Consider the following 22821-nt stretch of genomic DNA (forward strand, 5'->3'; position numbering starts at 1 on the left):
CGCGAGGTGCAGGGATTGCGGGAGAACGTCGGTGTGAAGCAGGTAAGAGCCGTGCGGACGCGGCGCCTCATCCTGCAGGCCGCCGCGGAGCAGTTCGACCTGCGCGGATACGCGGGCACACCGCTGAACTGCGTCACGCGGGCCGCCGGGATCTCCATGGGCGCGCTGACCTTCCACTTCCCCACCAAGCAGGAACTCGCGGACGCCGTCCAGCTGTCCGGCATCGAGATCACCAGGGACGTCGTGAAGAGCGCGGCCGACCTGCCCGTCTCCCCGCTGCACGGCGCGCGCGCACTGGCGTTGTCGATCACCCGGCTGCTGGACGAGTGCACCACGGTCCGGGCGACCGCCCGCCTCACCCGCGAACGCGCGGGCGGTGACGGATGGACCGGCGTCTGGCTCACCTGCCTGACCGAACTGCTGCGCAGGGCGCACGACGAAGGAGGGCTGCGCCCCCGGCTCGCACCGGAGACGTTCGCCGAATCGGTGCAGTTCCTCATCATGGGCATCGAGGAGTACACGCGCTGCGCCGCGCTGGGAGCGGGCGGCGACTCCACCGCGGTCCGCCGCGTCGCGCGCGCCTGGGATCTGCTCCTCTACGGGGCCCTGGACTCGGCCGAGCAGGCCGGACCCGACCTGACCAAGTAGGCGACGGTTGAACGACCGTCCTTGCACCGGCCGCCGGCGCCGGGCGACCGTCTATGCCGGGTTGGCGGTCCCCATCGGCGACGAGGCCGGTGTACGGCGCCCGGTAGCGCGGCCGTCCCCCACGCGCAGCGACCGCCCCGGCACCCCTCGACCGACGCCGGCCGGGGCCCTGCGGCCAGTTGTCCCCCTCTGCTTTCCCAACCATGCCGACAGAAGGTGACAGAACGTGAACACAGTGCTGGAGGCCGGAACTCACCCGCTGCACGGTCGGTCCGAGGAAGTGTCGACGCTTTGTCACGCGCTCCGCTCCGCGCACCAGGCCGGAAGCCTCCGCGTCTCCCTCGAAGGAGGGCCGGGAACGGGCAAGTCCCGTCTGCTCGCCGAGGCCGCCACCCTCGCCGAGTCGGCCGGCGCGACGGTACTGCGGGGTCTGCACGAGGACCCCGTCACGTACGACGGCACCGTCGTCGTCCTCCTGGACGACACCCACTGCTCGGACGAGGCGGACGTCAAGGCGCTGGCGAGGGTGCGCCTGAAGGCCGCGGGACTGCCGATCGTCTGGTGCACGAGTCGGCGGTGGGGGCGGCCCAACAGCCCGCTCGACATCGCCCTGGGGTCCCTGGCCGAACCCCACCGGCCGTTCCGGCTCGGCCCGCTCGACGAGCATGCCGCCCAGCGGATGGCCCACGACATCCTGGGCGCCGAACCCGAAGGCGAACTGGCCCGGGCGGTGTCCTCGGTGGCGGGGCACCCCCAGGCGCTGCGGGTCCTGCTCGAAGGGTTCATGGACGAGGGCCGGGTGGAGACCGGCGCGCGGGCCCGGCTGACCGGTGCCGGTCTGCCGGAGAAGTTCACCGGTCTGGTGCGCCGGTATCTCCAGGACTGCTCTCCCTCCTGCACGCACCTGCTCCTCGTCGCGTCGGTCCTGGGCACCCATCTGATCTTCGGTGAGCTGACCGACGTGCTGGGACTCAAGCCGTCGCAGCTGCTGCCGGACCTCCAGGAGGCGGTGTTGTCGGGCCTGCTGAGCCGGGACCGGGACGACGTGCGGTTCAGCAACACGCTGTTCCGCCAGGTCATCCTGGACTCCGTGCCGGCCTCGGCGCGGGCGGCCATCCGCCAGCAGGCGGACGAGTACCGGGCCCGGCAGTTCGGCGCGTCCCTGGAGGGTTCCGGCCGGGGCGCCGGCCCGGACGGACCCGCCGCGCCCGTGGCGGGCCGCACCGCGCGCCCGGCACCGTACGCGAGCACCGCCGGACTCCTCCCGCGCGCCACGGCGTTCCCGGGCGAGGTCGGTACCCGCGCCGCGGACCGTGATGCCCGGCACGCCCCCTCGGAGGGTGCCGGTGCCGTGCCCCCGATCCCCGGGTGGGACCACCTGACGGAGAAGCAGGTGCTCATCGCGCAGCTCACGGTGCAGGGACTCACCAACAAGGAGATCGCCGGACGCCTGTATCTGTCCCCGCACACCGTGAACTACCACCTGCGCAAGATCTTCCAGGCGCTGTCGATCCGCTCCCGGACCGACCTGGTACGGCTCACCCACAGCGCCGCCCGGGAGCACGCGGGGGCGGGCGGCACCGGGTGGCCGAGGGAGAGCCGGCTGCCCTTCTGAGCCGGGCGGAGCGGACGGTCCGCACACAGCGGCCGGCGGGGACGGATGCCCCGCCGGCCGGCCGTGCCGTGCGTCAGAGGACCGCGCAGCTCGTGCCGTTGAGCGTGAAGGCCGCCGGCGCGGTGTTGGTCGCGCTGCGGGTGCCGGTGAAGCCGAGCGTGACCGAGCCGGACGCGGGGATCGCGGCGGTGTAGGAGGCGGCGGCGACCGTCACGGCGGCGCCGTTCTGGGCGGGGGTGCCGCCCCACATGTTGGTGACGGTCTGGCCGTTCGGGAAGGTGAAGGCCAGAGTCCAGCCGTTGACGGCGGTCGTGCCGGTGTTGCGGATGGTGATCTCGCCCTGGAAGCCGCCGGGCCACTGGTGGGCGACGCGGTAGCCGACCGCGCAGCCGGCGCCGGGGGTGCCGGTGTCCTTGCCGGTGGTGACGGTGACCGCGGCCGAGCGGGGCGAGCGGTTGCCGGCCGCGTCCTTGGCGTAGACGGCGAAGGTGTACGTCGTCTCGGCGGTCAGGCCGGAGACGGTGGCCCGGGTGGTGGTGGCGGAGGCGGCGGGAGTCTCCGTGGTACCGCTGACCCGGACGACGTCGTAGCCGGTGACGGCGACGTTGTCGGTGGCCGCGGGCCAGCCGAGGGTGACCGAGGTGGGGGACACCGCGGACACGACCGGGGAGCCCGGGGCGGTCGGCGCCTGGGTGTCGGGGCCGGTGCCGCCGAAGATCGTGGCCTCGCGGGAGGTCTGGGCGATGCCGTTGGCGCCGTGGAAGATGCGCTGGCCCCAGGAGCTGAGCCGCGCCGGGTCGAAGCCGATCGCCAGGTCGAGGATCGGGTCGGTGTTGCCGCTCCAGGACCAGGCCAGGTAACCGAGGTCGAGCTGTTCGGCGGTGGCCAGCATGGTGTCCTCGTCCGGGTCGCCCCACTGGTCGGCCGGGCCGCCGAACTCACCGATGACGAGGGGAAGTTCGGCGGCGACGAAGGCGTTCAGGTAGTCGGTGATCTCCTGGGCGGTGTCGAAGACGCTGTACATGTGGATCGAGAAGATCAGGTTGCCGGTGGGGTCCGCGGCGTACACGGACTGGGCGTTGGCGCGCATGACGCCCTGCCAGTCCTGGCCCCAGTTCGGCGCGTCCACCATGATCGTGTGCTGGAAGCCGGCGGCGCGCAGCTTCTTGACCGCGGCGATCGTCGGGTCGGTCCAGCCCTGCGGGTTGGTGTTCCCCCAGGGCTCGTTGCCGATGTTGACGATGACGTAGTCCTCCTCGCCGGCCAGGACGCCCTTGAGGCTGATCCAGTAGTCGGCGGCGTGGTCGAGCGTGCCGGCCGCGGCCTCCTCGCCGTAGCCGGTGGTGTCGTGCACCTCCAGGACACAGATCAGGCGGTTGGCCTTGCAGTCGCCGACGACGGCCGCGACGTCCTCGGGGCTGTTGCGGGTCCAGCGGTGGCCGTCGGAGAGGACGACCCGGACGGTGTTGGCGCCCAGCGCCTTGATGTCGGCGAGCGACTGGGTCTCGCCGGGATACCAGGTGTGGGCGTGGTTGACGCCGCGCATCACGAAGTCGTTGCCGTTGCCTTCGAGGAGACGGCCGTTGCTGATGTGCAGACCGGTGGCGGCGGCGCCCGGCGACTGCGCGCGGGCGGTGGGGGAGGCCAGGGCGAGCAGGCCCAGGAGGGTGGCCAGGGCGGCCGCGACCGCGAGCAGGGGGGTGGTTCTCGTCGTACCCCTCGACGTGTTTCCTGTCGACCTCACTACGGCTCCAATGAGTGAGTCAGAAACCGGATGGGAAAGGAACGTGTGGTGTGGGAGCGCTCCCATGAAGCCATCACGCCAGGGGCACGTCAAGGGTTGGCACACAGGGGAGCGGCGCGCGGGGCCGCTGAGACGTCGTCGCGGAGAGCGGTCAGGCCATGGTCGGCTGGGGCAGGGTGCGGGCGCCGAGCGCGGACCGCGGGGCCGGATCGGGCGCGGACCGGTAGTGGTCCACGTAGTCGGGGCCCGCGATCGGCACCCGGGACAGGAACTCCTCGGGCAGGTCGAAGGCGTCCACCAGGGCCATCAGATGAGGGGCCAGCTCCGCGACGACCCGGTCCCCGGTGGGGTGCAGGGACGTCACCTGCTCCGGTGTCATCAGTCCGGCGGCCAGCAGGTCACCCGTGTGGGCGCGGAGTTGGTCCAGCAGGAAGAGGCGGGTGACGTTCTCCAGCAGGAACCGGGCGCGAGCGTCGCGGGCCTTGCCGACGGCGGCCAGCAGGGCGTCGGCCGCCTGGACGCGGGCATGCGCGGAGACCATCTCCAGGGCGGCCTCGGAGGTCGCGTTCCACCGGCCGATCGGATCCCCGGCGGGGCCGCCGCGCAGATCCTCCCGGGCGCGGGTCTGCCAGATCCGCTCCACCGAGGCGAGCAGATCCCGCAGGAACCCGAGGTCGGTGAGGTCCCGGCCCTGGGGCCGCACCGGCTGGCCGGGGCCCGACTCGTGCCCGAAGACCATCTCGGAGGCGGCCTTCACCCAGATCACCAGGTTGTCGCCCTCCGCCGTGATCCCGCCCTCGATGTTCAGCTGAAGGTCCGCCAGATTGTTCTGCGGGAACAGCCCCTGCGCCCCGCACCGCTCCCGGCACTCGACGGTGATGTCCCGGGCCTGCCAGGTGATCCAGCCCTTGGCGACGGCGATCAGGCGCTCGACCTCCTCGCGCTGGGCGCGGTCGGTCCCGTCGTGGTCCGTCCACCGGTCGACGACCGCGCGCTGGAGGAAGGTCATGGCGTAGGCGGTGGACAGGGAACGCAGCAGCCGGGCGTGGTGGCTGCGGTGCGCGGCCAGGGGGACGCGCTGGCCGGCCTTGGCGCCGCCGACGTGCCGGTGGTGGGCGTAGCGCACGGCGATGGCGAGGGCGGCGCGCGCCATGCCGAGGGTGCCGGCGCTCATGCACAGTTTGCCCACCGTGACACGGCCCACGGACCGCAGGAACCGCTTGCGCCGGTTGCCGAGTGAGCTGGTGAGCCGGCCGTTCTCGTCCAGCCGGCCGTGGGCCGCCTCCAGCATGGCCTCACGCGGCAGCCGGACATGGTCGAAGGAGGTCAGGCAGTGGTCGACCGGGGTTCCGGTGCGGTCGGGCAGCCGCTGGACCCGGACGCCGGGCAGATGACCGCTCTCGTCGCTCAGCGGGGTGAGGAAGAGGAAGATGCCCTGGTCCTCGTCGTCGACCAGCAGCCGGGCGGCGACCACCGCGGTCTTGGGGCCGCCGGTGAGGCTGGTGTTCGGCATGAACTTCTGCGCCCCGACGGTCGGCGTGTGCAGCACGAACCCGCCGCTCTCGCGGTCGTAGCGGGCGACCGTGCGCAGATTGGCCACGTCGTTGCCGTGCTCCAGCTCGGTGCACAGGAACACCCCGGTGCGCCGCATGGTGGCGTACGGCGACAGATCGCGGCGGTAGCCGTCGTGGTCGAGCAGGCTGCCGAGGAAGAGGTTGTAGTGGATGCTCGCCAGGGTGCACAGACCGCCGTCGACGAAGCCGGTCCACTCGTGCAGCGCGGCGAGCCGGCGGGCGTCGTAGGCCAGCGCCTCGGCGGACGGGACGGCGTCGTTGACCAGCCGGAGCCGCCGGTAGGAGAGTTCGGCGCGGTCCCGGGGGGTGAGGCCCGGACGGTAGGCGAAGTCCTCGCCCGCGACCAGCGCGCGCCACCGGCCGTGTACCCGGTCCCGGTCGTCGCCGTCGAAGAGCAGATGGGTGAGTTCGTCCACGGCACTGCTGTCCACGGGCGCAATGGTACGGAGTCGGCCGGCGGAACCGCCCACCAGGTCCGGTTCTCCGGCGCTGGCCCTGAGCGGTGCTTCGACCCGCTGAAACATCGACTGTCCCCCAGTGAAGTGCCGAGCCGGAAGGCGGGAGTGGGTGGCGGCGCTGGACAAAGCTATGGACCAATCGGTTTGTTATCAAGCCCTTGCAAAACCGGCTGGGTGGTTTTATTGTTCCGGACGGACGTGTGAATTGAACCGGTTTCACGCGCCCGGTCTGGTACGACGGGTGGTGCGACTCGGCGCCAACTCATCACTCCACGCGGGCAACAGGAACACAGACCTCTCAGTCGCTTCCCGGGCGAGAGGTGACGGAGGGGTGCAGTGGCACAGCAGGAGCGGGCCATCCGCACGCGCCAGAAGATCGTCATGGCGGCGGCGGAACTGTTCGACGAGGTCGGCTACGAGGCGGCGACCATCTCCGAGGTTCTGAAGAAGTGCGGCGTGACCAAGGGCGCGTTGTACTTCCACTTCTCCTCCAAGGAGGAACTCGCCCAGGAGGTGCTGGCCGGGCAGGTCTCCGCCCTTCCCCCCGTCCCCCCGCAGGAGCTGTATCTCCAGCAGACGCTGGACGAGGCGCTGCTCCTCGCCCATCTGCTGTGTCTCGGCGACCCGATGGTGCGTGGCAGCATCCGGCTCACCGTGGACCAGGGCTCCCCGCAGGACGGGCTGGACCGCCGGGTTCCCATGCAGGGCTGGATCGACCACAACACGGACGTCCTGGCCCGGGCCAAGATGGCCGGCGAGCTGCTGCCGCATGTCGATGTGCCCTCCACGGCCATCCTCTTCACCAGCAGCTTCACCGGGGTCCAGGTGCTCTCCAAGATCATGACCGGGCACGCGGACATGGTCGTGCGGGTGACCGACCTGATGCGCAACCTCATCACCGCGATCGCCGTCCCGGGCGTCCTGGTCCGGCTGGACTTCGCCGCCGACCGTGCGGAGCGGGTGTACACGGAGGCCGTCCGGCTTCGCGACGAGCGACTGGCGGCCAAGGCCGTGGCGACGGCCTGACGTCACGACGGCCTGACGTCACGACGGGCGTACGGGGCGACGGTCGCGGGTGGCGGCTGCCGCTACGGGGGGCGACGGTCGTGGGTGGTGGCTGCCGCTACGGGGGCGACGGTCGTGGGGGGTGGCTGCCGCTGGGAGCCACGGGTCGCAGGTGGTGGCTGTCCACGGCACGATGACCGCAGGCGACGGCCCGGCGGAACGACGGCGCGGGGGCGAGGGCCGGGTGCGCAGGCGACCCGGCCCTCCTGCCGTCCGGCGGGCGCCGGCCGACACGGTCGCCGCTGACGAGAATGACTGCCTGACGTCGGTCGTGTATCACTACTCACACCGGACGCACGAATCCGCGCCGGTGTGACGGCGGCATGCGCCGGGCCTCTGAGCGACGGCGGGCCCGGTGACGGTCGTCGCCACGGGGGAAGCAGCCGCCGCTCGTCGATCTCCTCGGTGTGGGTGCGTACGGCTGGGGGCGGAACGCGAGACGACCGAACGGAGCGCAAGAGAAATGAACCTCACATCCGGTTCCCACACGTTGGACGTGACGGGACGGGACCTCGCCGGCGAGGCCGCGATGCTCCGGGAGCAGGGCCCGGCCGTCCAGGTCGAACTGCCCGGCGGCGTACGGGCCTGGGCGGTCGTACGGCAGAGCCAGGTGGAACGGCTGCTCCTGGACCCCCGGGTCTCCAAGGACGCGCGGCGCCACTGGCCCGCCTTCATCGAAGGGCGGATCACCCCGGACTGGCCGCTCTTCCCATGGGTCGCCAACGAGAACATGCTCTTCGCGTACGGCGAGGAGCACGCGCGCCTGCGCCGGCTGGTCGCCGGGGCCTTCACCGCCCGCCGTACCGCCGCGCTGAAGCCGCGCATCGAGGAGATCACCGCCTCCCTGCTCGACGCGATGGACGCCGGGTCCGAGGACGGCCGGGCCGAACTCCGCTCGTCCTTCGCCGAGTCGCTGCCGCTCCAGGTCGTCTGCGAGCTGTTCGGCGTCCCCGAGGGGGAGGCCCGGGCCGAGCTGTGCGCAGCCCTGCGCGTGGTGTTCTCCTCCAGCGTCACGGCCGAGACCATGGAGACCGCCCGCGCCACCGCCTTCCGGCTGCTGGCCGAGCTGGTGGCGGCCAAGCGCGAGGCGCCCGCGGACGATCTGACCTCCTCGCTCATCGCGGCCCGGGACGACGGCGACCGGCTCAGCGAGAACGAACTCCTCGGCACGCTCTTCCTGATGATCGCCGCCGGCCAGGACACCACGTCCACGCTCATCGTGAACGGGGTGGGCGCGCTGCTGACCGACCCCGGGCAACTGGCGCACGTACGGGCCGGACGGGCCGGCTGGGACGACGTGGTCGACGAGACGCTGCGGGTGCACAGCCCGGCCGCCTACTCGCCGATGCGGTTCGCCGTGGAGGACATCGACCTCGACGGTGTGCGGATCCGCCGGGGCGACCCGATCCTGGTCAGCTTCGCGGCGGGCGGGCGTGACCCGGAGCGGTACGGGGAGGACGCCGACCGCTTCGACCTGCTGCGCACCGACCGCGACGTCCTGGGCTTCGGTCACGGCGCGCACCGCTGCCTCGGCGCCCCGCTGGCGGTCCTGGAGGCCACCATCGCCTTCCGTGCCCTCTTCGAGCGCTTCCCGGACCTGGCCCTCGGCTGCCCGGCGGAGGAACTGCGCCCGCTGCCGACGTTCCTGCTCAACGGTTTCGGTGCCCTGCCCGTGCTGCTGCGGGGCTGATTCCGAGTCACGGAAACCGCGAGGCCGGTTTGTTAAGCTGGTTGTCTGCGGCTTCTGGGCGAACGGAATCCCGTCTCCCGCAGCACTGACTTCCAGTGGAGCAAGGGAGTTCAAGGGAGTCCTCCATGGCCAAGCAGGAACGAGCGATCCGGACGCGCAACGCTCTCCTGGACGCCGCGGCCGAACTGTTCGACCAGGACGGGGTCGAGGCGTCCTCCCTCGCCGTCATCAGCGCCAGGGCGGGCGTCAGCAGCGGGGCGCTGAACTTCCACTTCGCCAGCAAGGCCGCACTCGTCGACGCGGTGGTGACCGCGGCCGGGGAACGCCTGGAGCGGATCACCCGGCCGCGCGACGCGCTGTCCCTGCAGGTCCTCATCGACGCCAGCCACGACTTGGTGCAGGGGCTTGCCCAGGACGTGGTGCTGCGCGCGGGTTTCGCGCTCAGCGCCCGCCCCGACCGCACCGAGGCGTCCCGCGATCTGCGCCGGGACTGGCAGGCGTGGGTCGAGACCACGGTCGAACGGGCGGCGCGTGAGGGAGCGTTGATGCCCGGTGTCGCCCCCGGTGATCTCGCCACGGCGGTGGTGGCCGTGGCGGCCGGCCTGGAGGCCCTCGGTGGCCGGGACCGCCGCTGGCTGGAGCGGTCCACGCTGACGCGCTTCTGGGCCCTTCTGCTGCCGCGCGTCGTGGGCCCGGCGGCGAGGGAGCTGTTCGTGGCCCTGGGGCGTCCCGGTGCCGAGCCGGTGCCGTACGGTGCGCCGACGGCACCTCGGGGGGCTCCTCGGGCGGTGTCGTGAGGCCAGGTTGTTGAGAGGTCCGGGGACTTCCTCTCAACGGGCCCCTGCGCGGATGCCACCCACGGCGTCCGTACGGTCAGCGAGTGTGGCCGTTCAGGGCGGGCGAGTGGAGTGCGCAGGGTGATCTGCGCGGTGCGGGGATCGTGGCGGCGGCGGCGACGCCGGGCCGGGACGCGACGCCCCAGGCCGTTCTGACCGAGGTGAGCAGGGGGCGGGCGCTGTAGGGCGAGATCTCCAGCTCCTGACGGGCCTGGGCCAGCATCTCGGGGTCGCCGTCCGGGCCGCGCCGCCCCGCCGCGGCCCGGCGCCGCGCGAAGTCGGGGCGGCCGAAGACGTCCAGCAGGGTCAGTGAGAACAGGACGTAGGCCGAGGCCTCGTCGATCAGCAGCCGGGTGGCCTCCGGCACATTGGCCGCCGCGGCGGATCCCAGCTGCTCGTCGAGGTCGTAGAAGGCGACATGCTGCAGTGCCCGCTGGAGGTCGGCGGACGGACACGGGCACAGATGGCGCAGATGGCCCATGAGGCTCCGGAAGGACAGGAGTATGGCGCTGGTCTCGGATGTCCACTGATGCTTGCCGAGCAGGGTCCGGAATCCCGCCAGGGTCTCCGACAGTTCCTCCAGGATCATCTGGCGGGAGATGTCGGTCAGCTCCACGAACCGGGTCTTGTCCTCGATCTCCATGATGCGCAGCCCGTAGCGGATCAGGTCGCGCGGAATCCCGCCCGACAGCGCGTGCGCCAGCAGGCTGTAGGGCTCCGAGAGCCCCGGTGCCCGCCGCTGGAGCAGCTCCACGGACTCCGTGAGCGTGCACGGCTGCACATGGACGATGTCGTCCAGGGAGCTGTCGGTCACCCCCCGGTGGGGCAGACCGCGCCGGACGAAGGAGGCGCCGACGTCCTCGGCGACCGAGATGAGGTAGTGCACGCCCGGCACGCCCAGGATCGCCTTGATCTCGCCCAGGAACTCCAGCGCCTGCTGATCCGATCCCAGCCGGTCCACCTCGTCGACGGCGATGACCACACGGCCGTTCACCAGCACCCGTTCCTGCGCGATCCTGCCCAGCAGCTCCCGGAAGTCCGCGACCAGCTCGGGCATGTTGGGCGGCACGGTGGACAGCGAGGACGTGTACGCGGTCAGCAGCTGGGGCGGGCCGGTGGTGACGCCCGTGGTCGAGGTCTGCACCGTCTGCAGGCGGTACAGCTGGTTGCGGCACTCGCGGACGAGCCACGGCTCGCGCTGCGGGGCGGTCCAGGAAGCGGCCTTGAACAGCAGCACACCGAGCAGGACACAGGCGACGCGGAACGGGTGGCCGTCGTCGGACGCCAGAGCCCGAGCCTCGGGGAACCGGAGGAGCAGGGCCAGGCCGAGGACGAGCAGCAGGCCGACGGCGGCGCTGTCTCCGCGGAGACTGACGAGGCGCTCTCCCCTGCGGAACTCGGCACGGGTGCCCCACATCAGCGGGGCCGCGACTCCGGCGAGCAGCAGGAACAGCGCCGATGTCGACTCGGCGAGGTCGGAGGCGTCGCGACGGATCCCGGCATCGGTGACGAGGGAGCCGGCGGCCACCAGCATCAGCAGCAGCCCGCCGAGACGGCCCAACCACAGCCGCAAGGTGCGCAGCAGCGCGTCCAGGCCGTCCCAGCGCCGCAGCCGCCAGACGAGCACCCCCAGCACGGTCGCGACCAGTGCCGCCCCCGCCCGCTCGCCGCCCCAGACGCCCTCCACGGTTCCGGCGAGTCCGTTCCACAGCCCCTCGGCCTTCTCCCGCACCGCGTCCGCGTACCGGTCCTGCGCCGAGCGCGCCGCGGCCGCCAGCCCCAGCACGACGAGCGCGCCCGCCGAGGAGACGAAGAACAACTGCCGCGCCAGCCGCCGGGCCGCCGGAACGGCCTGCCGCAGGGCCCGGCGGAATGCGGACAGCCGGGCGAACTCCGGTACCTCGTGCCCCTGGTCCCCGAGGTAGGCCTCGCACACCCTGATGTACAGGGAGAGCAGGAACTCGTACGGCGAGTAGGTCGCGGGCGCCTGGACCACCACCGCGAAGTCGGCCTCCTCGGCGCAGGTCTCCAGCAGGGTCGACTTGCCCGCCCCGCGTGGCCCGCTCACGGCGATGGTCCCGCCGGTGAGCTGGGCGAGCTTGCGGGCCAGCCGCTGTGACGCCTCGTTGCCGACGACGTACTGCCGGCTGCGGGGCGAGCGCAGGCCCTCGTAACTGTCCGGCAGCAGCAGGGAGTCGTGGTCGTCGCCCAGCAGCGCCTCCACCACGCGGGACATCAGGGGCCGTACGCCGTGCGCCTGGAGGTCGCGCCGCCAGCGCCGGTCCGCCTTGCCCGCGCTCTGCTCCCTGAACCACAGCGCCACGGTCAGCGCCGGTTCCCCCACGTTGTGACGTACGCGCATCCGCCACACCGGATGGCGCCGGACGGCCACCGCCGCCACGACGGGCGGGAGGGCGGCGACGGCGACGAGGGTCCACGGCGCGACGGCGAGGGCGACGAGGAAGCAGAGGGACAGCGTCAGCAGTACCAGGGTCGCCGGGGCGAGCGGGTCGTGCAGATAGTCGGCCCGGGCCCGCGTCGCCCGGAGCTTCTCCAACGCCTCCCGGAACCGCGCGTGGTGCGCACCGCACGGCTCGACGGCGCGCCGCGCGTTCGCCTCCGACAGCATGTGCGCGCGGACGTTCTCGGCGGTGGCCTGCGGCCTCTTGCCCAGGCGCCGGGTCACGGCGGACTCGGCCAGACAGGCGTCGACCGCGGCCTCGTAGGCCGCCGCCTCGCGCTCGTACGCGAAGAGACCACCGAACTGCCAGGGGGCGGTCCGCCGGTGTCGGGGCATGATGAGGGGCCTTTCAGCGGGGGAGCGGGCTGACTGAGGAGGCGCGGACGCGTTCGAGTTCCCTGCGCGATATCCGGGTGCCGGTCTTGTGCTTCCGCTGGAAGAGCACCCTCAGCGCCGGCTCCTCGGCCCGGGTGGCGTAGGTGACCGCGTGGGCGGCGCCGTCGTCCAGCAGCCGTCCCACGCACTGGGCGAGCGTGCCGGGGCCCGAGCCGGAGTAGCCCCAGGAGAGTCCGGGCGCGTCCATGCAGGGCGCGGGATACAGCACCCCCTTGCTGGTGCGCACCCACACGGGCTCGTCCAGGACGACCTCCTTGAGGACGGACCCGGCGGGGAGCCGGCGCGGGGCGCGGCCCAGATAGCTGATCTCCCGGCCGCCGCGGAAGCGGAACCTGCCCTTGAAGGCGACGACCGGTGTCCCGGTGACCGGGTCGACGAACGTCCCCACCACCTGCTCGCCGCTCTCGGCGAGGAGCCGGTGGATCGCGGTCGGCCGGACGCGGCGCAGCCGGTTGATCCATTCCGCGGCCTCACGCGTGACGCTGGTCCGGGTGACGCTGAACGTGCCGCCGAACGGCAGGTTCTCGCCGCTCCACATGCTGACCTGCTCCAGGCACTCCACCGCGAGATCGTCCGTACGGCCGCACAGCTCCGCCAGGCCCACGGCGACCACGTCGGAGGGAACGGTCTCGGCGCCGCCGGGGTCGTCGGTGTCGGGCACCGCGGGCAGCACCATCGCCGCCCGGTCGGCGCTCGCCGCCCGGTGGGAGCGGCCGCGCCGTTCCAGGATGTCCTCCACCTCGTGCCGCGTCGACGCGATGGCCCCGGTGCGCATCTCATGTCCGATGGTGAACAGCGCGCCGCGCACCGGGGAGCCCTCCGGTTCCGTCCGCGCCAGCGCGTACAGGGGTTCCCAGGAAGGCCAGGTGACCACTTGGACCGGCGCCGGCGGGTCGCCGGGGCGCCAGGCCGTCAGGTGCGAGGGACGCCGCAGCGCGGACGGCCACCAGGGCACCTGGGTGCCGATGTGCGCGGCGATGTCCGACCAGCGGGGTTCGTACTCCGTGTCCGGGCGGGCGCGGTCGGCCGCCCGGAGGGCGGGGCCGTAGAAGTCGTGGTCGTGCCGGACGACCACGACGGTGGCCGCCTCCTCGTGCAGGCCGAGCAGGCTGCTCGGGGTGTCGGACCACTCGGCCGGATAGACGACGGTCACCACTCCGGCCTCGGTCTTCCACGATCCGGCGAAGTGTTCGTGCCCGGTGGCGGTGTCGTCTTGGGTGACGTGCCGGCCGCCCAGATAGCGGTGGGGGGCCGGGTCCGCGGGGCGCAGCAGCACGGGGACCGCTCCGGCCAGGTCCGGATGGGTGCGGGCGAGCCAGCGGGCGAACGCCTGGCCGCTCCACTTCGTCACCCCGTCCGTGTACTCCGGATCGATCGGCGCGATCATGTCCGCGCCGGAGCTGATCCGCCGCCACGCGTCTTCCGGCAGCCCGAATATCTCCCGCAGTTCGGCCGATGTCATGCTGTCCAACGCTTCCCCCTCCGCGTACGCCCCGCCTCCGCCTCCATCATGCGGGGCACCACTGACAACGGGTGTCCCGCAGCACCACCCGCGGCGTCGCACACCGTGTCGCTGTTGGGCCGAACGGGTGACTTGGCGTAAGAATTGGCTGGTGCAGGCGATGAGTGCGAGTCAGATCGGGGGGAGCCGGTGAACAGTCACGGTCACGACGTCACCGATGAACAATGGGAAGGGCTCGCCCAGGTCGTGCCGCTTCGGGGCCGCGACTCATGGCCGTCCGCGGTGAACCACCGCAGCCTTCCGGACGCGGAGACGGAGACCCGACGGCGGTTCGTGGTGCTGCGGGTCAACGTGTTCGCGGACGCCCGTGAGGTCGCCGAGACCCTGATGGCGGGGATTCCCGTCCTCCTGGACCTCACCGGGGCGGAGAGCGAGGTCGCCAAGCGCGTCCTCGACTTCAGCACCGGCGTGGTCTTCGGCCTCGCCAGCGGAATGCACCGCGTCGACCGCAATGTCTTCCTCCTCACCCCGCCCGGCACCGAGGTGCAGGGGCTGATGGAGGGCGCGGGGCTGCCCGGCGTCTGAGGGCCGGCCGCGCTCGGTCGCCCGATCGTAGGAAGGGTGCCCAGGCGGAACGGTTCGCCCCGCGCCGGGGTCCTACGGTCCGCATATGGCTGCGTCCTTTGCATCGTCCGCGGGATCCGAGCGATCCGCGCCCCTCCCCGCGCCCTCCGGGGCATCCGGTCCGTCCGGCCCGACCCAGGCCTCCGCCTCCTCGAAGGCTTCCGGGGCGCCCAAGGCCACCGGCGTCTTTGGCCCTTCCGGTACCCCCGGGGACCATGGCGCGCCGGGGGCGGGCCGGCTGCCGGTGCCTGCGCAGACGCCCCGGTCGGCGTCCGCCGGGCCGGCCGAGGGCGCGGCCGTCGCGGATCCGCCCGGCGGACATCGGCGGCGCTCGCTGCGCCCCCACCTCACCGAGCTGCGCCTGTCCGCCTTCGCCGGGCACCGGCGGGCCGGGTTTCCGCTGGGCCCCGTGACCCTGTTCGCCGGGCCCAGCGGAACCGGGAAGACCACTGCCCTGCGCGCGTACGAGGCGCTGGCCCGGCTCGGCGGGGGCGCGCCGCTGTGCGAGGCGTTCCAGGACGCGAGGGCCTGTGTGCCCGAGCGGGCGCGGCCCGACGCGCAGCAGCGGCGCGGATTCCGCATCGGCTGCACGGCCGACGGGCCCGAGGGGCCCGTCCTGCTGGACGTCGCCGTCCAGGCCGAGCCGGAGCTGCGCATCGTGGGGGAGCGGCTGACCGCCGGGGGAGTGGTGCTGCTGGAGACCGCCCTGCGCGACCCGGCCCGGCGTGCGGTGCAGGCCGCCTGGCACACGGCCGGCTCGGCACCGGTCACGCGCGCGCCGCTGCCCGACGACCGGCTCGGCACCGCGCTGCTGCCCCTGCGGGTGGCCGGCAAGACCGACGGGCAGCGCCATGTCCTCGCCGCCGCGGAGCAGATGGTGGTCGCCCTGCGTTCCGTCTTCGCCTGCGATCCGCTGCCCGAGCGGATGCGGGCCCCGGTGTGGCCCGGCCCGGGGCGGCTCTCCGGCAGCTGCGACAACCTGGCCGACGTGCTGTGGCGCACCCGCGCGGAGTGCGGGCGGCGGCACGCGCAGTTCGTCGAGGCGGTGGCCGCCGGCTGCGCCGGGCCGGTCGCGGACGTGCTGGCCGAACCGACGGGTTACGGCACCCTGCGTGCCCTGCTCGACCGGGGCGACGGCTTCCGTACCGACTTCGCGCGGCTGGGCGACGGCGAGCTGCGGTACACCGCGCTGGCGCTGGTGCTGCTCACCGGGCCTGGTGTCCTGGAGGTCGACCCGCCCGGCGAGGTGCCCGCCGCGCTCCGGGCGCTGACCGTGCTCACCGACGGCTTCGACCGGCAGGTGGACGTACGGCAGCGCCGGGGGCTGCTGCGGCTGGCGGCGCGGTCGGCGCGGGACGGCCACATCCGCTTTCTGGGCGCGGTGAGCGACGCGTCCTGGGCGGTCGGGGAGCGGGATGTGACGGTGGTACACCTGAAGCCGTGACAGGAGAGCACCACGAGTCCCAGGAAGACCGCGAGCCCCTCGACGTGGCCCGGCTGCAACGCCGTCTCGCGGCGTTCGCCGCGGCCCGCGACTGGCAGCCGTACCACACCCCCAAGAACCTGGTGGCCGCGCTGAGCGTCGAGGCGTCCGAACTCGTCGAGATCTTCCAGTGGTTGACCCCGGAGGAGTCGACGCGGGTGATGGCCGATCCGGACACCGCGCACCGGGTCAGGGACGAGGTCGCCGACGTCCTCGCCTATCTGCTCCAGCTGTGCGAGGTGCTCGGCGTCGACCCGCTGGCCGCGCTGGACGCGAAGATCGACCGCAACGAACGGAGGTTCCCCGCACCGGAGTGACATCGTCCACTATTACTCTCCGCAGTCAAATCCCCGATCGAATCCGAATTGTTGTCCGCAATTTCCGCCTTCCTCTAGCTTTTCGTCTCAACCGCCCTCACTCTGGGTAGTGACACAGTGGAGTCGGGCGGACGTGCCGAGAGCACGTCAGGACGGACGGGGGCAGCGCATGGACGCGGTGCGGCTCATCGTGACGAGCAGGCGTGCCCTTGCGGCGAGCGGCGAAGTGCCGCAGATCATGACGGAGGTGTGGCAGGCCCAGGCGCTGGCGCAGGCGATCGGCAGCCGCCTCGCCGTCTTCGGCCCGCCCGAACTGCGCGGCGAGGCCCTGGGGTTGACGGAGCTGGCGGGCCGCGGCTGTGGAGTGCTGGACCCGCAGGACCTCGCCCCGGGTGAGCTGCGCGCGGCCCAGCTCACCGAACTGGGCGACGCACGCCAGGCGCTGATCTACCTGGGCGGGCTCCTCGGCGAGGTCGGCATCGCCCTGGTCGGCATCGCCTGCGCCGCGCCCGACGAGGCGACGTACTGGCAGTGCATGGAGGCCATCGACGCGGCGGACGAGTCCCGGGACCGGGTCCGCGAACTGCTGCGCAGACTGGCGGACCGAGAACAATCGATACCCCAGCGGGAGGCAGGCTGAGCCCCGGCCTCCCGCGCCCCCACCCACCCCGCCCCCCCGAACCCCCACCCTCAGCCCGTCCGCCCGCTCACGCCACAGGCGGCTCGGCCCCCTGGCGGCCTCGCTCCTCGGTGGACACCGCGGGCTCTCTGCCCGCTGCCTGAAGGTCCGCGTCCAGCGCGGACAGGTCCGCGTTCAGGGCCGCCATCAACTCCTCCATCTGCTGCAGCAGCCCCTTGGGCTGGGTGGACCCGCCCTGCTGCGGCACGGCTTCCTCGGACATGACGGCCTCCTCGGCCCGCGGCCCCGTGACAGGAGCCGGTCGGGGGCGCTCCGGCGGCGACACGCCGGTGGCGGGAGCCGGGCGGTCCGGCTCCGCCCGAGCCAACGATCACCGCCAGACCGGGTCACTGGCCCGAGCACGCCCCCGCCCCGGGGTTGACGATTTTCACCCGCCCGAGGAGGAGAGCGGGACAGCCCGCACGACAGCCCGCGCGACGTCCCTCACGATGTCCTTCACGACGCCCCGCACGACGCGGCGGCGCGATGACGGGGCCCGCGCCCGGCCGCTCGGGCACGCCCCGCCGGACCCGCGGCGTCCCGCCCGGGCCGTCACCGGGCAGGATGGACCCATGGATCTTCGAATCTTCACCGAACCCCAGCAGGGCGCCACCTACGACACCCTGCTCACCGTGGCGAAGGCCACCGAGGATCTGGGGTTCGACGCGTTCTTCCGCTCCGACCACTATCTGAAGATGGGCTCCGTCGACGGACTCCCCGGCCCCACGGACGCCTGGATCACCCTCGCCGGCCTCGCCCGTGAGACCAAGCGGATCCGGCTGGGCACGCTCATGACCGCCGCCACCTTCCGGCTGCCCGGTGTGCTCGCCATCCAGGTCGCGCAGGTCGACCAGATGTCCGGCGGCCGGGTGGAGCTGGGCCTGGGCGCCGGCTGGTTCGAGGAGGAGCACACGGCGTACGGCATCCCGTTCCCGAAGGAGAAGTTCGGCCGCCTCGAGGAGCAGCTGGCGATCGTCACCGGTCTGTGGGCCACGGAGCCCGGCAAGACCTTCGACTTCCACGGCAGGTACTACGACCTCACGGACTCGCCCGCGCTGCCCAAGCCCGCGCAGCCGAAGGTGCCCGTCCTGATCGGCGGCCACGGCGCCACCCGTACCCCGCGCCTCGCCGGCCGGTACGCCGACGAGTTCAACATGCCCTTCGCCTCCGTCGAGGACAGCGTGCGTCAGTTCGGCCGGGTGCGTGCCGCCGCCGAGGAGACCGGCCGCAAGGGCGACGACCTCGTCTACTCGAACGCCCTGGTGGCCTGCGTCGGCAAGGACGACGCCGAGGTGGCCCGCCGCGCCGCCGCCATCGGCCGCGAGGTCGACGAGCTGAAGCTCAACGGGCTGGCCGGCTCGCCGGCCGAGGTCGTCGACAAGATCGGTCGCTACGCGGAGGCCGGGTCGAGCCGCGTCTACCTCCAGATCCTCGACCTCGACGACCTGGACCACCTGGAACTGATCGCCTCCCAGGTGCAGTCCCAGCTGTCATAGCACGCCGTCACAATAACCGCGGGCGCAGGTCCGAACCGGTGTGCGATGGTATGACGGTCATCCTGCCGAAGCCCCCAGGATCACCACTCCTGGGGGCTTTCGCGTAGGCGGTCCCTGTTTCCGACCCTTCCGCCGGAGAGGCCCTCCGCATGTTCCTGACGATCAGTACCACCGGCACCCCCGGACGCCCGGCCACCGACCTCGGATTCCTGCTGCACAAGCATCCCGAGAAGGCACAGGCGTTCTCCACGTCCTACGGCACCGCGCACGTCCTCTACCCCGAGGCGGACGAGCAGCGGTGCACGGCGGCGCTGCTGCTCGAGGTGGACGCGGTGGCACTGGTCCGGCGCGGCAAGGGCAAGGGCCGCGGCGGCGCCCCCGACGCGGCGCTCGCGCAGTACGTCAACGACCGCCCCTACGCCGCGTCCTCGCTGCTCGCGGTGGCGATCGGCGCGGTCTTCTCCAGTGCGATGCGCGGGGTGTGCCGCGCCCGGCCCGAGCTGCCCGAGCAGGTCCGGCCGCTGCGCGTCGAGGTGCCCGCGCTGCCCGCTCGCGGCGGCCCCGACCTCGTCCGCCGGCTCTTCGAACCGCTGGACTGGACGGTCACCGCCGAACCGGTCGCCCTGGACACCGAGTTCCCCGAGTGGGGCGACTCCCGGTATGTGCGGCTGGTCCTGGAGTCGCGGTCCCGCACCGTCGCGGAGGCGCTGCGTCATCTGTACGTCCTGCTCCCGGTGCTGGACGACGCCAAGCACTACTGGGTGGCCGCCGACGAGGTCGACAAGCTGCTGCGGGCCGGCGAGGGCTGGCTGCCCGAGCACCCGGAGCAGAAGCTGATCACCAGCCGCTATCTCTCCCGCCGCTGGTCGCTGACCCGGGAGGCGATGGCCCGCCTGGAGCTGGTGCGGCTGGCCGAGACGGACGACAACGAGGTCGAGGCGATCGACAACGCGGTCGCCGCGGAGGCGGAGGCCGAGGAGAAGCCGACGCCGCTCGCCGTGCGGCGGCGGGACGCGATCGTCGCGGCGCTCACCGAGGCCGGCGCCGCCCGCGTCCTGGACCTGGGCTGCGGCGAGGGGCACCTGGTGCAGGCGCTGCTCAAGGACCCGCGGTTCACGGAGATCGTCGGCGTCGACGTGTCGATGCGCGCCCTCACCATCGCCTCCCGCCGGCTGAAGCTGGACCGCATGGGAGAGCGTCAGGCTGCGCGCGTGAAGCTCTTCCAGGGCTCGCTCGCCTACACCGACAGCCGGCTCAAGGGCTATGACGCGGCCGTGCTCAGCGAGGTCGTCGAGCATCTGGACCTGCCCCGGCTGCCCGCCCTGGAGTACGCGGTGTTCGGCGCCGCCCGGCCCCGCACGGTCCTGGTGACCACCCCGAACGTCGAGTACAACGTCCGCTGGGAAAGCCTCCCGGCCGGCCATGTCCGGCACCGCGACCACCGCTTCGAGTGGACCCGCGAGGAGTTCCGGGCCTGGGCCGGCGCGGTGGCCGGACGGCACGGGTACGGCGTGGAGTTCGTGCCCGTCGGACCGGACGACCCCGAGGTGGGACCGCCCACGCAGATGGCCGTCTTCACCGTGAACGGCAACGCGCACGAGAAGTCGCACGAGAAGTCGCACGAGAAGACGCACGAGAAGACGCACGAGAAGGAGGCGAAGGCGGCGTGACCGAGACCCCGAAGGGACGGGTCCTGCCCGTCACCGACCTCTCCCTCGTCGTACTCATCGGCGCCTCCGGCTCCGGCAAGTCGACCTTCGCCCGACGGCACTTCAAGCCCACCGAGGTGATCTCCTCCGACTTCTGCCGCGGCCTGGTCTCCGACGACGAGAACGACCAGAGCGCGACGACGGACGCCTTCGACGTCCTGCACTACATCGCGGGCAAGCGCCTGGCCGCCGGCCGCCGCACGGTGGTGGACGCCACCAGCGTGCAGAAGGAGTCCCGGCGGCAGCTGCTCGACCTGGCCAGACAGCACGACGTCCTGCCGATAGCCATCGTGCTCGACCTGCCCGAGGAGGTGTGCGCCGAGCGCAACGCGACCCGCATCGACCGCGCCGACCTGCCGCGCCGGGTCATCCAGCGTCACATCCGCGAACTCAGGCGCTCGCTCCGGCACCTGGAACGCGAAGGGTTCCGGAAGGTGCACGTCCTCCGGGGAGCCGAGGAGGCCGAGCACGCCACCGTCGTCACCGAGAAGCGGTTCAACGACCTCACCCACCTCACCGGCCCGTTCGACATCATCGGTGACGTCCACGGCTGCTCCGCCGAACTGGAGGCGCTGCTCGGCAAGCTGGGCTACGACGACGGCGTGCACCCCGAGGGCCGTACCGCGGTCTTCGTCGGTGACCTGGTCGACCGCGGCCCGGACAGCCCCGGTGTGCTGCGCCGCGTGATGTCCATGGTGAAGTCGGGCAACGCGCTGTGCGTGCCGGGCAACCACGAGAACAAGTACGGCCGCTTCCTCAAGGGCCGCAAGGTCCAGCACACCCACGGACTCGCCGAGACCGTCGAGCAGATGGAGGGCGAGAGCGAGGAGTTCCGGCAGGAGGTACGCGAGTTCATCGACGGACTCGTCAGCCACTACGTCCTGGACGGCGGCAAGCTGGTGGTCTGCCACGCCGGTCTGCCGGAGAAGTACCACGGCCGCACCTCCGGCCGGGTCCGCTCGCACGCCCTGTACGGCGAGACGACCGGCGAGACCGACGAGTTCGGGCTGCCCGTGCGCTACCCGTGGGCGGAGGACTACCGGGGCCGGGCGGCCGTCGTCTACGGACACACCCCGGTGCCGGAGGCCACCTGGCTCAACAACACGATCTGCCTGGACACCGGCGCCGTCTTCGGCGGCAAGCTGACCGCGCTGCGCTGGCCGGAGCGGCAACTGGTCGACGTACCGGCGGAGCGGGTCTGGTACGAGCCGGCGAAGCCGCTGCGCAGCGAGGCCCCCGGCGGGCACGACGGCCGGCCGCTGGACCTCGCCGACGTGCACGGCCGGCGGATCGTGGAGACCCGGCACGCGGGCCGGATCTCGGTGCGCGAGGAGAACGGGGCCGCCGCCCTGGAGGTCATGAGCCGCTTCGCGGTCGACCCGCGGCTGCTGCCGTACCTCCCGCCGACCATGGCCCCGACGGCCACCAGCACCGTCGACGGCTATCTGGAGCACCCGGCGGAGGCCTTCGCGCAGTACGCCAAGGACGGGGTCGCGCGGGTCGTGTGCGAAGAGAAGCACATGGGCTCGCGGGCGGTGGCGCTGGTGTGCAGGGACGCGGAGGCGGCGCGCAAGCGGTTCGGTGCGGACGGGCCCACCGGTTCCCTCTACACCCGCACGGGGCGCCCCTTCTTCGACGACCCCGAGGTGACCGAGGCGATCCTCGGCCGACTGCGCGAGGCGGTGAGCGCGGCCGGGCTGTGGGCGGAGCTGGACACGGACTGGCTGCTGCTGGACGCCGAGCTGATGCCGTGGTCGCTGAAGGCGTCCGGGCTGCTGCGCAGTCAGTACGCCGCGGTCGGCGCCGCCTCCGGCGCCGTGTTCCCGGGCGTGCTCACCGCTCTCGAGGGCGCCGCGGCGCGGGGCGTGGACGTCGGTGGCCTGCTGGACCGGCAGCGTGAACGAGCCGCCGACGCGGCCGCGTTCACCGCTGCCTACCGCCGCTACTGCTGGACCACCGACGGCCTGGACGGCGTCCGCCTGGCCCCGTTCCAGATCCTCGCCGTGCGGGGGCGCAGCCTCGCCGGGCTGCCGCACGACGAGCAGCTGGCCCTGCTGGACCGGCTCGTCGAGCACGACGGCACCGGGCTGCTGCAGACCACGCGACGGCTGTACGTCGACACCGCGGACCCCGAGTCCGTGCGGGCCGGCGTCGACTGGTGGCTGGAGATGACCGGGCGCGGCGGTGAGGGCATGGTGGTCAAGCCGGTCGGGGCGCTGGTCCGCGACGAGCAGGGGCGGCTGGTGCAGCCCGGCATCAAGTGCCGCGGCCGGGAGTACCTGCGGATCATCTACGGCCCCGAGTACACCCGCCCGGACAACCTGGCCCGGCTGCGGCAGCGGTTCCTGAACCACAAGCGGTCGCTGGCGATCCGGGAGTACGCCCTCGGTCTGGAGGCCCTGGACCGGCTGGCCGAGGGGGAGCCGCTGTGGCGGGTCCACGAAGCCGTGTTCGGGGTGCTCGCACTGGAGTCCGAGCCGGTGGACCCGCGGCTCTGAGCCGCGGCGACGGGTTCCGGCCAGATCGCCTCCGCGAGGCGGTGATCTCGGCCGGACCTGGCGTCT

At 72.6% G+C, this 22821-nt stretch carries 17 protein-coding genes; 12 read left to right on the forward strand and 5 right to left on the reverse strand.

Features of this window, described 5'->3' with window-relative positions:
* Positions 1-33: 33 nt before the first annotated feature.
* Both VE614_RS28765 and VE614_RS28770 read left to right on the forward strand, forming a co-directional pair.
* Positions 34-648: a TetR family transcriptional regulator gene (locus VE614_RS28765; protein WP_324943495.1), complete on the forward strand. Its 615-nt coding sequence runs from the start codon at positions 34-36 to the stop codon at positions 646-648.
* Positions 649-874: 226 nt separating this feature from the next.
* Complete coding sequence (locus VE614_RS28770; protein ID WP_324943498.1) at positions 875-2263, forward strand: LuxR family transcriptional regulator; 1389 nt, start codon at positions 875-877, stop codon at positions 2261-2263.
* 73 nt (positions 2264-2336) lie between these two features.
* Here VE614_RS28770 and VE614_RS28775 read toward each other — a convergent pair whose 3' ends face one another.
* Complete coding sequence (locus VE614_RS28775; RefSeq protein ID WP_324943501.1) at positions 2337-4007, reverse strand: cellulase family glycosylhydrolase; 1671 nt, start codon at positions 4005-4007, stop codon at positions 2337-2339.
* A 151-nt stretch (positions 4008-4158) separates the two neighbouring features.
* The gene (locus VE614_RS28780; protein WP_324943504.1) at positions 4159-6012 is read right to left on the reverse strand and encodes an acyl-CoA dehydrogenase; all 1854 of its coding nucleotides are present in this window, start codon (positions 6010-6012) and stop codon (positions 4159-4161) included.
* A gap of 363 nt (positions 6013-6375) precedes the next feature.
* Between VE614_RS28780 and VE614_RS28785 the strand changes: the two genes are divergently transcribed.
* From VE614_RS28785 to VE614_RS28795, 3 genes are all read left to right on the forward strand, one after another.
* Positions 6376-7065, forward strand: coding sequence for a ScbR family autoregulator-binding transcription factor (locus VE614_RS28785; protein ID WP_324943507.1), 690 nt, complete (start codon positions 6376-6378; stop codon positions 7063-7065).
* Between the two features lie 502 nt (positions 7066-7567).
* Positions 7568-8794, forward strand: coding sequence for a cytochrome P450 family protein (locus VE614_RS28790; protein ID WP_414719660.1), 1227 nt, complete (start codon positions 7568-7570; stop codon positions 8792-8794).
* Positions 8795-8919: 125 nt separating this feature from the next.
* On the forward strand, positions 8920-9591 hold the full coding sequence (locus VE614_RS28795; protein WP_324943513.1) for a ScbR family autoregulator-binding transcription factor: 672 nt from the start codon (positions 8920-8922) through the stop codon (positions 9589-9591).
* A 76-nt stretch (positions 9592-9667) separates the two neighbouring features.
* Here the strand turns inward: VE614_RS28795 and VE614_RS28800 are convergent, their stop codons facing one another.
* Entirely contained in the window at positions 9668-12427 is a 2760-nt protein-coding gene (locus VE614_RS28800) for a hypothetical protein (RefSeq protein WP_324943516.1), read from the reverse strand.
* 13 nt (positions 12428-12440) lie between these two features.
* A complete protein-coding gene (locus VE614_RS28805; protein ID WP_324943519.1) occupies positions 12441-13958 on the reverse strand; it encodes a hypothetical protein in 1518 nt (505 codons plus the stop codon).
* A gap of 180 nt (positions 13959-14138) precedes the next feature.
* Between VE614_RS28805 and VE614_RS28810 the strand changes: the two genes are divergently transcribed.
* The 4 genes from VE614_RS28810 to VE614_RS28825 all read left to right on the forward strand — a co-directional run bounded on the left by VE614_RS28810 (position 14139) and on the right by VE614_RS28825 (position 17013).
* Positions 14139-14534, forward strand: coding sequence for a cell division protein SepF (locus tag VE614_RS28810; RefSeq protein WP_324943522.1), 396 nt, complete (start codon positions 14139-14141; stop codon positions 14532-14534).
* Between the two features lie 277 nt (positions 14535-14811).
* Complete coding sequence (locus tag VE614_RS28815) at positions 14812-16017, forward strand: ATP-binding protein (RefSeq protein WP_414719662.1); 1206 nt, start codon at positions 14812-14814, stop codon at positions 16015-16017.
* Positions 16014-16373 carry a nucleotide pyrophosphohydrolase gene (locus VE614_RS28820; RefSeq protein ID WP_324943527.1) on the forward strand — a complete coding sequence of 120 codons (360 nt, stop codon included), beginning with the start codon at positions 16014-16016 and terminating at the stop codon, positions 16371-16373. The genes VE614_RS28815 and VE614_RS28820 overlap by 4 nt, the downstream gene beginning before the upstream one ends.
* Positions 16374-16542: 169 nt before the next feature.
* On the forward strand, positions 16543-17013 hold the full coding sequence (locus tag VE614_RS28825) for a DUF6099 family protein (protein ID WP_324943646.1): 471 nt from the start codon (positions 16543-16545) through the stop codon (positions 17011-17013).
* Between the two features lie 67 nt (positions 17014-17080).
* Here the strand turns inward: VE614_RS28825 and VE614_RS28830 are convergent, their stop codons facing one another.
* Positions 17081-17275, reverse strand: a complete 195-nt coding sequence (locus tag VE614_RS28830) for a hypothetical protein (RefSeq protein ID WP_324943530.1) — start codon at positions 17273-17275, stop codon at positions 17081-17083.
* A 349-nt stretch (positions 17276-17624) separates the two neighbouring features.
* Here VE614_RS28830 and VE614_RS28835 point away from each other — a divergent pair, with 349 nt between their 5' ends.
* From VE614_RS28835 to VE614_RS28845, 3 genes are all read left to right on the forward strand, one after another.
* Entirely contained in the window at positions 17625-18548 is a 924-nt protein-coding gene (locus tag VE614_RS28835) for an LLM class F420-dependent oxidoreductase (RefSeq protein WP_324943533.1), read from the forward strand.
* Between the two features lie 149 nt (positions 18549-18697).
* On the forward strand, positions 18698-20218 hold the full coding sequence (locus VE614_RS28840; RefSeq protein ID WP_324943536.1) for a 3' terminal RNA ribose 2'-O-methyltransferase Hen1: 1521 nt from the start codon (positions 18698-18700) through the stop codon (positions 20216-20218).
* Positions 20215-22755, forward strand: a complete 2541-nt coding sequence (locus VE614_RS28845) for a polynucleotide kinase-phosphatase (protein WP_324943540.1) — start codon at positions 20215-20217, stop codon at positions 22753-22755. Before VE614_RS28840 ends, VE614_RS28845 begins: the two co-directional genes overlap by 4 nt.
* Positions 22756-22821: the final 66 nt, after the last annotated feature.

Source organism: Streptomyces sp., assembly GCF_035645055.1.
Taxonomy (GTDB): Bacteria; Actinomycetota; Actinomycetes; order Streptomycetales; family Streptomycetaceae; genus Streptomyces.